We start from the raw sequence: 14,560 nt of genomic DNA on the forward strand, positions 1-14,560 counted from the left end.
GAGCATCCCATGAGTACTATTCTATTTGAACTGGGGTGTGAAGAATTACCTCCAAAAAGCCTAAAGCCTTTACGTGACGCGCTACAAGCCAGTGTCACCGATCAATTGACTGAAGCTGATATCACGTTTGATAGCATCAAAGCCTTTGCTGCTCCGCGTCGTTTGGCGATTCAGATTCAAGGTATCAGCGATAAGCAACCTGACCGTAGCGAGCAAAAGCGCGGCCCGGCGATTAAAGCGGCGTTTGATAGCGATGGCAATCCAACCCGTGCGGCAATGGGTTTTGCCAAGGGTTTAGGTATTGAAGCCAGCGAGCTGATAACTATTAACACCGATAAAGGTGATTATGTCGGTTATGAGCAAGTCATTCATGGTCAAGCGACCACTGAGCTGCTACCTGCGATATTCCAAACGGCGCTTGATAATTTACCAATTGCTAAACGCATGCGTTCAGGCGCAAGCCGCAATGAGTTTGTGCGTCCGGTACAGTGGGCGGTATTGATGCAAGATAGTACGGTTATTGATGCCACTATCCAAGGGCATCAGACGGGTACGCAAACTCGTGGTCATCGCTTCCATAGCCCTGATTATCATGAGATTGCGCACGCCAATGATTATGAGCAACTGCTCGATGGTTTAAAAGTGGTGGCTGATTTTGATAAGCGTCAAATGCTGATTAAAAACCAAGTTAAAGCGCTAGCCGATGAAGTCAATGCGGATGCTATCGTACCGCAAGATTTATTAGATGAAGTAACTGCGTTGGTTGATTTCCCGATTGCGCTGCGAGCAAACTTTGAGGCGCGCTTTTTACAAGTCCCGCAAGAAGCGCTTATCTCAACCATGCAAGCCGATCAAAAGTATTTTTGCTTGACCGATAAAGCGGGCAAACTGCAGCCGTACTTTATTTTTATTACCAATATCGAGTCAAAAGACCCCAATCAGATTATTGAAGGTAATGAGAAAGTTGTGCGCCCGCGTTTGGCCGATGCCGAGTTTTTCTTCTTACAAGACCAAAAGCAGCCATTATTTGCGCTGACAGAAAGCCTTAAAACGCGCGTCTTCCAAGATAAACTGGGTACGATTTGGGAAAAATCTGAGCGTATTGCGAAACTTGCCGCTTTTATTGCTACTTTAATGCAGCAGCAAGGTCGTGATATTAGTATTGATGAAACGGTACGTGCCGCGATTTTGTCCAAAGCAGATTTGGCAAGCTCGCTCGTCGGTGAATATCCTGAGTTGCAAGGCATCGCAGGTACGTATTATGCGCGCTTAAATGGCGAGCCAGAAGCAGTCGCCGCAAGTTTGGAAGAGCAGTATCTGCCTAAGTTTAGTGGTGATGTGTTACCAAAAACGCCGATTGGTATTTGTTTAGCATTGGCCGACCGCTTAGATACGCTGGTTGGTATTTTTGCCATTGACCAAGCTCCAACAGGTTCAAAAGACCCGTTCAGCTTACGTCGTTCAGCGATTGGTATTTTGCGTATTCTCATTGAGAAGCAGTTACCGATTAATTTGGTGGCTCTGGTTGAGCAAGCGATTAAAGGCTATAGCACGAGCGATGGTAGCAAGATTGCTAAAATGGGCGATACCTTTACCCAAGTGATGGCGTTCTTAAATTCACGCTATCGTGCCATGTATACCGAGCAAGGCGTTAGCGTCGATACCATTCAAGCCGTACAAGCGATTAATCCACATATGCCGCTTGATTTTGATCAGCGTATCCGTGCCGTACAGACCTTTAGTGAGTTACCACAAGCTGAAAAGCTTGCCGACTCAAACAAACGTGTTGCCAATATTTTAGCCAAGTCAGAAGTGAGCGTTGCTGACAATGTCGATGAGTCGTTATTATCTGAGCCTGCCGAGCAAGCCTTATATCAGGCTGTTCAGCAAGCGCAAACGGCGGTTAAACCGTTGCTAGAAACGGCTGACTATACGCAAGTATTGCAAACACTGGTCAGTTTAGATGCGCCATTGACCCAGTTTTTCGCTGATGTCATGGTCAATAGTGACGATGCTGCGCTAAAGAACAATCGCTTAGCGCTACTTAAGCAAGTTCGTGCCTTATTCTTAACCGTTGCTGATATCAGTGAGCTGCAGCTATAGTTCGTTTATTATAGTTTGACGGTTATAGTTTGACAGTTATAGCTCAATGACACGCTGAGCATCTATACTTTTGATTTATTAACGACATAAAAAACTGGCTCCATGTGGCCAGTTTTTTATGCGCTTATTCTGCAGCGTTAAGTTTATAATGTCTTAGACCCTATTCGAAGGAGCACTGCCGTGTTGGCCGTTATTATTGTAATTCTTATTATCTGGGCTGTGATGTGGGGCTTTTATAAGTTTATGTACCCACGCGCACCCAAAAGTATGATGCCAAAAAAAGGCGATGTGACCACGCCGCGTCAGTGCAATTTTTGTGGCAACAGTTTGGCTGAATACCGTGGTGTGTTAGAGACTAAGCCCGTTTCTTTGGAAGAGAATTCAGCAGCAGATTTAGCGGTAAATAGTGACAGCGGTAATGATATGGACAGTAATAAAGAATTATTCTTTTGCAATTATGAGCATCAAGCGGATTTTCACGCTGGTAAGACTTATCAAGCAGATGCTTAACTTGTAAGCCATAAGTCGTAAAGCATAAGTAAATAAGATGTTATTTACATTTAAAAAAAGCGCTTAGCTTCAATGAGTTAAGCGCTTATCTTTTTAGAATAGCAATTTAATATCGGTACAAGCTTATAAAATAGAATGGGCGTCTTTCATAATTTTATTTAATAAGGCTTCAGACTGCTTGCTTTGCTGCAAACGATCTTCTTCACTTCTTTGATTGGCATGGATTTTTTCATACAAGTTCAAGCAGCACAGTACTAAGAGGCTTTCTTGACTGAGGCTTGGCGCATCGCGTTTAAGATCTAACGCATAGTTATTGATATAAGAAACCGCTGAGTGCAGCTCTTCTTGCTCATGCACTGGGCAATAAATCGGATAGGTCACGCCAGCAATCGCCACATCGACCTTTTTAATTTGCGGTTCAGGAGCGCTTGCAGCTTTAGCAGCAGGTCTGGCAGCGCTGCTATTTACCGTACTGCTATTTGTAGTAGTACTATTTGTATTAGTACTATTTGCACTGGCGCTATTCGCATTATTACTATTTGTATTACTACTATCAGTATTCGAATTATTTGGCATTGGTTTTTGACTGTCTACAGGGTTTGCGCGGTCATCGGTCATGATAAATCCTACAATATATGTCAGTAAAGTGAGTAATTAACTATCACAGCTATAAATATGGTAATGATAAACTTGGCGATTTAATGAATAAAAATTAATTAGCAAAAATAGGCAAGTTACGCGTGATTCATTGCCATCGGTGCCTAACTTTTTTCCTAACTTTCTGCTTAGCCTTCTGCTTGATCAATACGGGTTAAGCGCTTTAATACCACTTGCGTGCGCTCAGCTGCCAGCTCGTTTTTCTTTCTCAAATCATTATTTTGCTGTTTAATATCGCTGTACTGCTGCTTTAATTCATTATTTTGCTGCTGCAGCTCATTATTCTTTTGTTGTAATTGGCTAATCTGTTTTTGCAAATTATCTTGCTCTTCGCCTATCATGTGATGCGCTTCGGCAAGGTTTTGATAACGCTTATCTAAATCGCTCAATTGTTTTTTGGCACCGTCACGCTCTGTATAGCTGCTGTCGAGTTTGGTTTTTAGCGCGGCAAGCTCCTTTGGGTCAGTCATTGGTTGTTGCTTGAGGCTGCTAAGTTCAGCACTGACAAGCTGATACTGTTTTTTGATGTCGAGTACCATTTTTTCTAATATTCTAAGTTGGTCATACATAGTCAGTTTTTATCCTTAACAAGTAAGCGTGAATGAATTTTGTTCTCTGCGTTTAATAATGCCATAGGTGACCGCATAATATCTATATCAACAAAGTAATTGTATGCCGCTTTGTTTCGTGACTGCTATCAATCGCCGCCTTATTCATACCATCGTGCGGCGTTTGTTTATATTTAATACTATTAATCAATAACTAGGACCTCTATTATGAATGATAATATCTCTGGCTGGAATACATGGCTGACTGCGTTTGATGACTGGACTGACGTGTCTATCAGCGAGGTACATGGCTTGATGACAGGGCTGATGACCGCCTGTGATGCGCCTGATGAGCCAGTATGGGCAAAGGTGTTTGAGGAGCTGAGTTTTGCGCCATTACCTGATGAAGCATTAACCTTGTTAACTGAAGAAGCGGAAGACACCGTCTTTCAGTTGAAAGACAAAGACGACGCTTATTCGTATACGCCGCTGGTACCAGATGATGAACATGACTTGTACGAGCGCGTGATTGCGCTGAAACAGTGGGCAAATGGCTTTATGACTGGTTTTGGTATTACTGACTGTGGTCTGAGTAGCGATGAAAACGAGATGCTGTCAGATTTGGCTAAAATCGGCGGGATTCGTTTAGAAGATGACGAAGACTTTGAAGGTGGCGAAGAGTCTTATCTGCATATTTATGAGTTTGCGCGTATGGTGCCAGTGAGCTTTGCTACCCGTAAGCGTAAAGCGGTGAAAGATATTGCCTTGATTGCTGGACTGGCTATCGATGCCAAAACCACCAAAGAGCTACAAGCAGAAGGTAAGTTGCCAAAACCGATGCCGCCAGTGCTTGATGTGATGAATCAAAACCGTCCGTCATAATAAAGACGCCATCGTAAGAAGTAACTATCATAAAAACCAACTGTCATAAAAATTAACTTATCATCAATGCTAGGATTTGCTAAAAAGGTATGATGGATTTTAAGAGCCAGCATTGGCTCTTAATAAGCATTGGCTCTTAATAACAGAAGGGAAACTATGATGATTACTGATAATGATATGATTTATTTGCGCCGCTGCATTGAGCTTGCTACGGAAGCATTAGAGGCAGGCGATGCGCCGTTTGGCAGCGTATTGGTCGATGGTAATGGCACTATATTATGTGAAGATCGTAATCGCGCCAATACGGTCGATGCAACCTACCATCCTGAAATTGCCGTGGCAAAATGGGCCGCTCAAAATATGACCCCTGAAGCACGGGCAAAAGCAGTGGTCTATACCTCAGGTGAGCATTGCGCCATGTGCTCAGCCGCGCATGCTTGGGCAGGACTTGGTCGTATTGTTTATATCAGCTCATCAAGGCAGCTAAGCGAATGGATGGATGAGATGGGCGTAACATCGACATCGCCCATCAATTCATTAAGTATTCAAGAAGTTGCGCCGAATATACCAGTAGATGGTCCGATTGCTGGCTTAGATGAAGAAATTAAAGCCCTGCAACAGCGTTCATTTCAAAAAAGCTCATTAAAAAAGGCTCATTAAAAAGCTGGGTCTTTTTATCTTGTAGTACGATAAGGATGTCTTATGACGGTAATAAATTACAATAAAGGTAAAGAGCGAGCAACGGCTACTGCTAGTTATCCTGCTGCCAATAATTATCCTACCGACAGTATCGACTGGCTAACACGGCTGATTGCCTTTGATACGGTCAGTCGCCATTCTAATTTAGCTTTGATTGAAGATGTACAAGCTTACTGTGAGCAATTGGGCTTAACAGTAGATTTAACCTTTAATGACGTTAAAAATAAAGCCAATTTATTTGTTACGGTGCCAGCAGGGGCAAACGCTGACGATGTGAATCATGGTCTGGTGTTATCAGGTCATACCGATGTGGTGCCTGTCGATAGTCAAGACTGGACATCAGAGCCGTTCACCGCGACCATTCGCGGCGACAAGCTATACGGTCGCGGTGCTTGCGATATGAAAGGCTTTATTGCCTGTGCGCTGACGCTATTACCACAAGCGGTAAAGCTATCTAACGCAGGTCAGTTGCGTCGTCCATTACATTTGGCACTGTCATTTGATGAAGAAGTTGGCTGTTTGGGCGCGCCACTCATATTGGCCGATTTAAAGGCGCGCGGTATTACACCTGATTATTGTATCGTTGGTGAGCCGACCAATATGGCGATGGTGGTGGCGCATAAAGGCATCGCGGTTTACCGTTGCCGTGTCCATGGTAAGTCAGCGCATTCGTCATTGACTAAACAGGGTGTCAACGCCATTAGTTATGCCAGTCGTCTGATTGGTTATGTCGATGAATTAGCAGAAGAGATGAGCTATCGCAGTGATAACGATGCCATGTTTGATGTGCCTTATTCGACACTTTCGGTGGGTACGATAAAAGGTGGCACCGCGACCAATATTGTCCCCAATCTGTGTGAATTTACCTTTGACTATCGTAATCTACCGCATATGACGCAAGACGATATCCTTGTACCAATTCAGGCAAAAGTTGCAGAGCTAAATGCACAAATGCAAGCACGTGCGGCCGATACCGGCATTGAGCTGCTGCAAGAAGAAAGTGTACCAGCGATGACCGATAGCGACAGCACCGAGCTACAAGCGTTAATAGCCGCACTGACGGGCGATGATACACGCCATAAAGTTGCTTATGCGACGGAAGGCGGGCAGTTTACCAATGCGGGCATCCCAACGATTATCTGCGGCCCCGGTAGTATTGAGCAGGCACATAAAGCCGATGAGTATGTAGCGCTGAGTGAGATGGCACGCTGTGATGAGTTTTTACAAAAGCTGCTAAACAGCTGTGCCAGCAATTGATACAATAGGCAGCAAGTAGTTCTTTTGCAATATACATGAGCATAAAATACACCGTCTTTATGGCGGTGTTTATTTTTTCACCATTAAGTATTAACCATTGAGCATTAAGCATTGAGCATTAAGCATTTAAATTTTCTATTAATAAAAAGTAGGGGTTGGTTGATGTCTTGGCATCTGTTTGCGGTATTTTTTGCAAGTACGTTTTTTATTTCAGCGACCCCTGGGCCGAATATGCTGCTAGCATTCCAGTATGGTATGAATTATGGCGTGAAGCGCACCTTATGGACGCTGGCAGGTCTGAGTTTGGGTTTGTTTTTACTGCTCCTCTCGACCTTACTTGGCTTAGATGTAATCAGTCGCCAATCGCCTTGGGTGCTAACTGTTATCAAAGCTGTGGGTGCCGCCTATTTAATCTATTTGGGCATCAGCTCGTGGCGCGATGCCGGTGATAGTAGTTTGATGAGCGATGCCCGCGAAATGGGCGAGGAGGTCGCGGCTGACTATCCTGATACGATGTCAGCTGTGACTGATAAAACAACGCCGCAGCCACGCTCACTATCTAGTGCGGCAGTCAAAGTATCGCCGAGCAATATGACTTTATTTCGTACCGGTATTTGGGTGTCGCTGTCTAATCCAAAAGCGATCTTGTTTTTTGCCGCGTTTTTCCCTAAATTCATCAATTTTAGTGCGCCGCTATGGCCGCAATATATTTTATTAACGGCAGGGTTGTTCTTAAGCGAGACGATTTGGCAAATCGTTTATACATTGGGCGGTACAAAGCTGGCAAGTTGGCTCGATGTTGGCAATCGCTTAGCGTGGTTAAATCGTGCGTGCGGAGTAATCTTTCTCTTAATTGCCGCGGCGTTATTGGCTGAAGTATTAAATGGTTTTATGGTTTAAAAAATACTGGGGTCTATGTCTAAAGTGATATTATTAATCATATGTATATTTTGTATAAAATTTATATATAAGTTAAATTAATTATTGACTTTATTTTTTAAATCGTTATTATTAGCTCATTGATTTATAAGGCTTATCTTTTATAAGTAATAAATCATCCCAATCAATCTGCTATTGTCGCTCTGACATTGGCCACAACCTACGGAGGAATCATCGTGTCCTATTTAAATATCAAGACGTTTTTAAAGATTAAATGTGTAAGCTATATGACAGCAATGACGACTTCGAAAAGGTTTGGCTGAATTTATATATAAGCTATTGAGTGATATCCTGTTTACTGATATCAACAACTGGCCTTCTGTATCTACTCGATCTATTACTCTTCTAGGTATTCCGTGTCAAAATAGCAATGTAATCGTGCTAAGCATTTTTGCGCTTGCTGTTATCTGTTTATCTAACATTTTACGTTACTATTGTGACCAATATGATGGCTCACACTATTATTTAGTGGATGACCATCTATGCGCATAATATTTATGCTGTCTTTTTTGGTATCATAAAACCTATCTTGAAAACGTCCATCATAAATTAACCATGAATTTCTATTAATTTTTTAATTAATAGAGATACGGTACTTTATTGTCTATATTTTATAATTTATTTTCTTATTAAGTGCTACTTTTAAATGAGATGGATAAGTGATTTATAAAATTATAAAGATAAGTAGCATTAAAGAATACTCTGCATGGTTATTAAAATAATAAAATGGAAATAATAAATTATGAGCATTCAATTAATATTAAACGAAAATCGTAAATATGGCGTACCAGTCAAGATTTACACCTCAGATGTCGAGCAAGGTGCGATGCAGCAATTACGCAATGTAGCCCAGTTGGAGTTTGTACATTCGCATATTGCGGTGATGCCCGATGTGCATGTTGGCAAAGGCGCCACAATTGGTAGTGTGATTCCGACCAAGTCCGCCATCATTCCTGCCGCAATCGGTGTAGATATTGGCTGCGGTATGAACGCGGTGCGTTTGTCCCTGACGGCAAGCGACTTGCCTGATAGTTTGAAATCACTGCGTTTGATAGTTGAGCAGCAAGTGCCAGTTGGCTTCAACATGCACAAGCAAATTCAAGCTAAAAACTCAACGCTTGATCCATTAGGCAAACGCTTAAAACCGATTACTGATAAGCACCCAGGTTTACTCAAAATGCTTAAAGGTTTTGAGCGCACGTGGGCAAAGCAGCTCGGCACATTGGGTGGTGGTAATCATTTTATTGAGCTGTGCTTAGATGAAAAAAATGATGTCTGGGTCATGCTGCATTCTGGTAGTCGCGGCATTGGTAATTGCATCGGTCGCTACTTTATTAATCTTGCCAAAAAAGAGCGTCAAACGCGCTTTGGTCATGTGCCAGATCGGGATTTGTCTTACTTTGCTGAAGGGTCTGATAGTTTTGCCGATTATGTTGAGGCCGTAGGCTGGGCACAGGATTACGCACTAGAGAACCGCCGTGAGATGATGCGTTTAGTCATCAAAGCAATGCAGTCACCACAATCAGGCTTGCCAAGATTTCAACTCACCAAAGAAGCTATTAATTGCCATCATAATTATGTCAATGAAGAAGTGCACTTTGGTGAGCAAGTCTATGTGACTCGTAAAGGCGCTATCAGTGCCTATGCAGGTGAGTTGGGGATTATCCCCGGTTCTATGGGTGCCAAGTCCTTTATCGTACGTGGTCTTGGGGAAGCAGAATCGTTTTGTTCGTGTTCACATGGCGCAGGTCGACAGATGAGCCGAGGTAAAGCCATGCGTGCCTTTACTATCGATGAGTTAAAAGCGCAAACCGCTGGCGTCGAATGTCGTAAAGACAAAGGCGTCATTGATGAGATACCGGGCGCTTATAAAGACATTGATGAAGTGATGGCCAACCAAACCGACTTATTTGAAGTGGTGCATACGCTGAAACAGGTCATGTGTATTAAAGGCTAATACCAAGCCTGCAAATCATCTTAGCGTTGTCAAATTCGCTTAATGTACTGAATATCTTAGCGTTGTCAAATTCGCTTAATGTACTGAATGTACAATTTGCGCTCATTTTCCTCGCTAAGATAATTTTCGGCATTGGTATCTCAGAAGAATTAAAGAACAGGTAACAATATGAGCTTAAAACAAACCTTAAAAAAGGCCAAGCAAATTGAACGACAGTTAGAACGTCAAAATGTGACAGGTGTGCAACACTCGCTAGGCACTGTCAAAGCGCGTAATTATCTAGCGCTTGATCCGCTGTTAAAAAAAGGTGGTATTCATGAGAAAGAAGATATTGATATCGTGCGCAAAAAACGTCGCCGTGAGACCAAGCAGCAATTGCGGCAGACGGACTGGTTGTCAGAATAATGATTACTCATTCTAGCCTTAAACTTTAACGACAAAAAAGCCGTTCACTATTTAATAGTAAAGGGCTTTTTTATTGATTTATTTTTTTTTAAAACTTAAGCAAGCACCTCGATTAGCTCACCTTTCACCATATGCGGACTGACAAAATCGGTCACACGTACACTGACGATTTTACCCAATAGCTCATCTACTTTATCAACGTCAAAAGGGAACATCACGGTACGGGTATTGTCCGCTGTGCCAATTAAGCAATCAGGATGACGATTGGCCACTTGCTCGACCAAGACGCGAGTCGTAGTGCCGACCATTTCATGGGTTTTGGCAAGGGTTGAATCGATAATAACCTGTTGAAATTCTGCCAAGCGCGCTTTTTTAGTTTTAAAGCTCACATCATCCGGCAACTCTGCTGCTGGCGTGCCCGGACGCTTCGAATAAATAAAGCTATAAGAGTGATCGAAGTTTAATTCTTTTGCTAGATTTAACGTATCTTGGAAGTCTTGCTCAGTCTCACCGGGGAAGCCAATGATAAAGTCGCTTGATAAGTGAATATCTGGACGTATGGCTTTAAGCTTATTAATCTGATTGATATAAACATCAATGGTATGGTTGCGTTTCATCGCCGCGAGGATAGCGTTTGAGCCACTTTGAACCGGTAAATGCAAATGTGATACCAGCTCTGGCAATTGCGCATAAGCGTCAATGATATCATCGGTGAATTCCAGCGGATGGCTGGTGGTATAACGAATACGCTCGACGCCGTCGACGTGCGAGACATAATGTAGCAGTTCTGCGAAACGGCAGATACTGCCATCGTCTTTTTCGCCGCGATAGCCATTAACGTTTTGACCAAGTAGGTTAATTTCGCGCACGCCTTGGGCGGCTAAGCTGTCAATTTCAGCCAATACATCATCAAGCGGACGCGATAGTTCTTCACCGCGGGTATAAGGCACGACGCAAAACGAGCAATATTTTGAGCAGCCTTCCATGATTGATACAAAGGCTTTATAACCTTCGACACGTGGCTCTGGCAGAAAATCAAACTTTTCAATACTTGGAAATGACACATCCACTGTACCAATACGATTTTTAGGTGACATTTCACGCTGCTCGTGCGATTGGTCATACAGCTCTGGCAAACGGTGCAAAGTTTGTGGACCAAAAACCATATCGACATAAGGCGCGCGTTTTTGAATATTATCGCCTTCTTGTGAAGCCACGCAACCACCAACACCGATGACTAAGTCAGGACGTTTTTCTTTCAATTTGCGCCAGCGACCCAATTCTGAAAAGACCTTTTCTTGGGCTTTTTCGCGAATTGAGCAGGTATTCATTAATAGAACATCGGCTTCGTCGATATCGTGGGTGACTTCCATACCATGTGAATCACCAAGTACGTCGAGCATTTTGCCAGAGTCATAGACATTCATCTGACAGCCTTGGGTGGTGACAAAGACTTTTTTTGGCGCGCCATTAACTGGTGCTTGGGCTATTGGTTTTTGGATAGAGTTTGGCGCTTTGAGTGCCGTAACGGCAGGCGCAGTAACCGTTGTGTCAACAGCAGCGTCATCGATGCGGGGATTAAATACAGTAACACTCATAAGCGAAGTCCATGATTGACTAAAAATATAGCGGGGTAGGCGATTAACTGGTGGCGTATTTTATCACAACCCCGGCCCAATGTGAAAAGTTAGCGTACGCTTATCGGGATAATTATGCTAGATTATTTATAATAGTATCAAATGCTTACCTAGTATTATTCAATAATAAATGCTATTAATTACGATTATCACTGTTTCAAGCGTCGTAGCACCTCTGTGTTACGCAGGGCTATCCGATTTATTAACGAAAAGTAAAGCTTATGGTTGAATGTGCAACGAGTGTAGTATGATGAAAGTAACCATAGCTGCACTATTGTTTAAATGAGCGTTTTAAGTAGGATGAAAACATCATTTAAACCTATCGTTTAAACCTATATTGAAACAATTTATTTAGCCAAATTATTTAGACTTATTATAAAGAGAATTCGTATGACAAAGCCGCAAGTTGCTCAAGGTATTAAGGATAAAAATGCCAAGCGCCAAAATATTACGCCTGACCGCCTGAAAAAAACGGCGCTAAAAACCAGCGTTTTGGGTTTGGCGACGGCGATGGGTGTCATGGGCTTGTCGCAAGTTGCTTGTGCCGAACTCACTTGGGGTAGTGATAGTAGTTATCCGCAAGAAGGCAAGTATAAGCCAGAAAGCTATCAACCACAAAGCTATCAGCCGGATAACTATCAACCACAGAGTGCGCCGTCAAACAGCAGCTATCAAGCAGATAATGGCGTGGGCTCATTTACAGCGGCGGCGATTGCAGCCGAGCGCGGTGATGTCAATGCCCTTTATAATTACGAGCAAGCGATGAATGGCGGCTTGTTTGCCATGTATCCGACTTATTGGCGCATGAATGTCGATTTGAATTCGCAAAGCCCAGCGGCGGTATCGCAGTTTGTGCGTCAATATCCAGATACGGTAATGGCAGAAAAACTGGCGGCTGACTTTGCGGAAACCAAAGCGGGCTCCAATGATTATGCCGCCGTACGCCAAGTGGCAAATTTGATTACCAATGCTGATGACAGTGAGCGCTGTGCGGTTGCGCTTGGGTTTAATAATGGCGGCGATAGCATGCGTGCTATGGCAGCAAAGCCTGACGTTTGGCTCGCCACCAAAAAGCAGCCAGCTTTGTGTGACCAATTGGCGCTAGAGATGAATAATAACGCCCTGATTAGCAATCAAGATAGAGTATCACGCCTCAAGCGTATGCTGCGTAAAGGCAAAACAGGCGATATTATGGCGCTGTCTTCACGTCTGGGTACGCCTATTCCTTACTCGTCGTTAAGTGAAATTCAGCTGAATCCATCATCATTTTTTAGCCGCTTTGCCCGCGAAGCAAACACCCAAACCAATCAATACTTGTATTTATATGCGATGGGACGCTTGGCAGAAAAATCCTATCGTGAGGCGGCACTACAATTAGACTTTGATATTAAGCAAGACAATCAGCGCTCAGCGAAGTTATTAAATGATGACACCCGTCGTTATGCTTATCGTATTCTTGGCGTACAGCGCATGAATCACAATACCGATGACGGCTTTAATGTCGAAGCGGTTGACTGGTTCCGTAATAGCTTAGATGATGACTTTAGCTTTGAAGAAGCCGAATATTATGCCATGGCAGCGATTCGCTTTAGTCGTTGGGATGATGTGGTCGAAGCCATCTCAAAAATGGACGCCGAAACGCAAAAAACCAATCAATGGCAATATTGGCTGGCTCGTGCTTATGAGCAATCGAGTGATGCCAACAAACGCAATACCGCCAAAAAGATGTATCAAAACTTGGCAAAAAGTAATGAGTATTATGGCTTAATGGCAAAGGATAAGGTCGGTCAACGTTTTGATGCCAGTCGCTTAGGCGGTAGTAATTTACCCAATGTCAGTACCGCTGACCGCGCGCGCGTCATGCAAAACCCACACTTTGCACGGGCATTTGCTTTATACAATGCCGATGCCAGTCGCGCCTATGCCAACCGTGAGTGGAATTGGGCGGTGAAAAAAGCGCGTGATAATCGTGATGACAATTTGATTATTGCTGCTGCGCGCCAAGCGTATGATATGGGCTGGCTCGATCGGGCGATTTATGCTGTTGATAATACCGATAGGGTAGACAGCTTGGCTTTATCGCATCCGATGCCGCACCAATCGGCGGTCGTCCGTTATAGTCAGTCGGCGGGTATCGATCCGGCGTGGGCGTATGGCATCATGCGTCAAGAAAGCCGTTTTGTAGCATCAGCGCGCTCAAACGTTGGCGCCAGCGGTCTGATGCAGGTCATGCCTGATACGGCAAAATATATTGCGCGTAATTTAGGCGAGACTTATAGCGCCAGCCGTGCCAATAGTGGCGATACCAATATTCGTTATGGTACGTGGTATATGGGTGATATCTTTGGCAAATTGAACAGCCAGCCTGTTTTGGCAACAGCGGGCTATAATGCCGGTCCAAATAATGCCAAACGCTGGCAGCCGACTTATGGCTCACTTGCAGCTGACCAGTATGTCGAGTCTATTGCCTTTCCTGAAACCCGCAATTACGTCAAACACGTGATGGAAAACGCTACTATTTATAGCAGTCTATTAGGTCGTGATCAGCCTATCAGCCAGCGTATGGGAACGGTTCCTGCGGCATTCTAATGCTTTTTCCATACCCTAAAAAACCACTATCAGCTTGCTGCTAGTGGTTTTTTTATAGGCACTTCTTTTATAGGTACGGTTTTTATAGATACGGCTTTTATATGCACTTTTCTTATATACATTGCTTTCATATAAAATGCTTTTATAGCGCTGATATATGACGGTTTTAAATCGCCCTTTTAAAGTCCGTTATCTGCTTTTTAAGCATTGTTTACGTTTTTGCTATAGATTAAAAAAGGCAATTTGCTACCATGACTCTAATTACCGTCTGCGTTTTTCGTTGGTTGATTCTTAGGCTGCTGAAATTTTAAAAGCAAACTGGCTTAATGCCGAATATAACCAATTCTAGAAGCTATCTTCTTCATTGCTAAATGCTT

12 protein-coding genes are annotated in these 14,560 nt (G+C 43.3%); 9 read left to right on the top strand and 3 right to left on the bottom strand.

All coding sequences use genetic code 11. From position 1 onward, the window contains the following. Window positions 1-9 precede the first annotated feature (9 nt). Both glyS and PG901_RS03575 read left to right on the top strand, forming a co-directional pair. Window positions 10-2,103, top strand: coding sequence for a glycine--tRNA ligase subunit beta (gene glyS, locus PG901_RS03570; RefSeq protein WP_271133530.1), 2,094 nt, complete (start codon window positions 10-12; stop codon window positions 2,101-2,103). Window positions 2,104-2,283: 180 nt separating this feature from the next. Continuing rightward, a complete protein-coding gene (locus PG901_RS03575) occupies window positions 2,284-2,613 on the top strand; it encodes a hypothetical protein (RefSeq protein WP_227692365.1) in 330 nt (109 codons plus the stop codon). 123 nt (window positions 2,614-2,736) lie between these two features. Here the strand turns inward: PG901_RS03575 and PG901_RS03580 are convergent, their stop codons facing one another. Both PG901_RS03580 and PG901_RS03585 read right to left on the bottom strand, forming a co-directional pair. Next, window positions 2,737-3,231 (bottom strand): cell division protein ZapA, encoded by a 495-nt coding sequence (locus PG901_RS03580; RefSeq protein WP_271133531.1) that lies wholly within the window; start codon window positions 3,229-3,231, stop codon window positions 2,737-2,739. A 167-nt stretch (window positions 3,232-3,398) separates the two neighbouring features. Then, window positions 3,399-3,839: a hypothetical protein gene (locus PG901_RS03585; RefSeq protein ID WP_201564834.1), complete on the bottom strand. Its 441-nt coding sequence runs from the start codon at window positions 3,837-3,839 to the stop codon at window positions 3,399-3,401. A gap of 207 nt (window positions 3,840-4,046) precedes the next feature. Here PG901_RS03585 and PG901_RS03590 point away from each other — a divergent pair, with 207 nt between their 5' ends. The 6 genes from PG901_RS03590 (at window position 4,047) to PG901_RS03615 (ending at window position 9,957) form a co-directional block, all read left to right on the top strand. Further along, complete coding sequence (locus PG901_RS03590; RefSeq protein ID WP_201564833.1) at window positions 4,047-4,700, top strand: UPF0149 family protein; 654 nt, start codon at window positions 4,047-4,049, stop codon at window positions 4,698-4,700. Between the two features lie 159 nt (window positions 4,701-4,859). After that, window positions 4,860-5,360, top strand: coding sequence for a nucleoside deaminase (locus PG901_RS03595; RefSeq protein ID WP_271133532.1), 501 nt, complete (start codon window positions 4,860-4,862; stop codon window positions 5,358-5,360). 42 nt (window positions 5,361-5,402) lie between these two features. After that, the gene (gene argE, locus PG901_RS03600; RefSeq protein WP_271133533.1) at window positions 5,403-6,656 is read left to right on the top strand and encodes an acetylornithine deacetylase; all 1,254 of its coding nucleotides are present in this window, start codon (window positions 5,403-5,405) and stop codon (window positions 6,654-6,656) included. A 162-nt stretch (window positions 6,657-6,818) separates the two neighbouring features. Beyond that, window positions 6,819-7,556, top strand: a complete 738-nt coding sequence (locus tag PG901_RS03605; protein ID WP_201564831.1) for a LysE family translocator — start codon at window positions 6,819-6,821, stop codon at window positions 7,554-7,556. Window positions 7,557-8,337: 781 nt separating this feature from the next. Then, entirely contained in the window at window positions 8,338-9,552 is a 1,215-nt protein-coding gene (locus PG901_RS03610; protein ID WP_271133534.1) for an RtcB family protein, read from the top strand. Between the two features lie 168 nt (window positions 9,553-9,720). Continuing rightward, window positions 9,721-9,957, top strand: a complete 237-nt coding sequence (locus PG901_RS03615; protein WP_201625543.1) for a hypothetical protein — start codon at window positions 9,721-9,723, stop codon at window positions 9,955-9,957. Between the two features lie 95 nt (window positions 9,958-10,052). Here PG901_RS03615 and miaB read toward each other — a convergent pair whose 3' ends face one another. After that, window positions 10,053-11,555 carry a tRNA (N6-isopentenyl adenosine(37)-C2)-methylthiotransferase MiaB gene (gene miaB / locus PG901_RS03620; protein ID WP_271133535.1) on the bottom strand — a complete coding sequence of 501 codons (1,503 nt, stop codon included), beginning with the start codon at window positions 11,553-11,555 and terminating at the stop codon, window positions 10,053-10,055. A gap of 429 nt (window positions 11,556-11,984) precedes the next feature. Between miaB and PG901_RS03625 the strand changes: the two genes are divergently transcribed. Continuing rightward, on the top strand, window positions 11,985-14,183 hold the full coding sequence (locus PG901_RS03625; RefSeq protein WP_271133536.1) for a lytic transglycosylase domain-containing protein: 2,199 nt from the start codon (window positions 11,985-11,987) through the stop codon (window positions 14,181-14,183). Window positions 14,184-14,560 lie beyond the last annotated feature (377 nt).

The organism is Psychrobacter sp. ANT_H3 (genome assembly GCF_027919975.1).
Classification (GTDB): domain Bacteria; phylum Pseudomonadota; class Gammaproteobacteria; order Pseudomonadales; family Moraxellaceae; genus Psychrobacter; species Psychrobacter maritimus.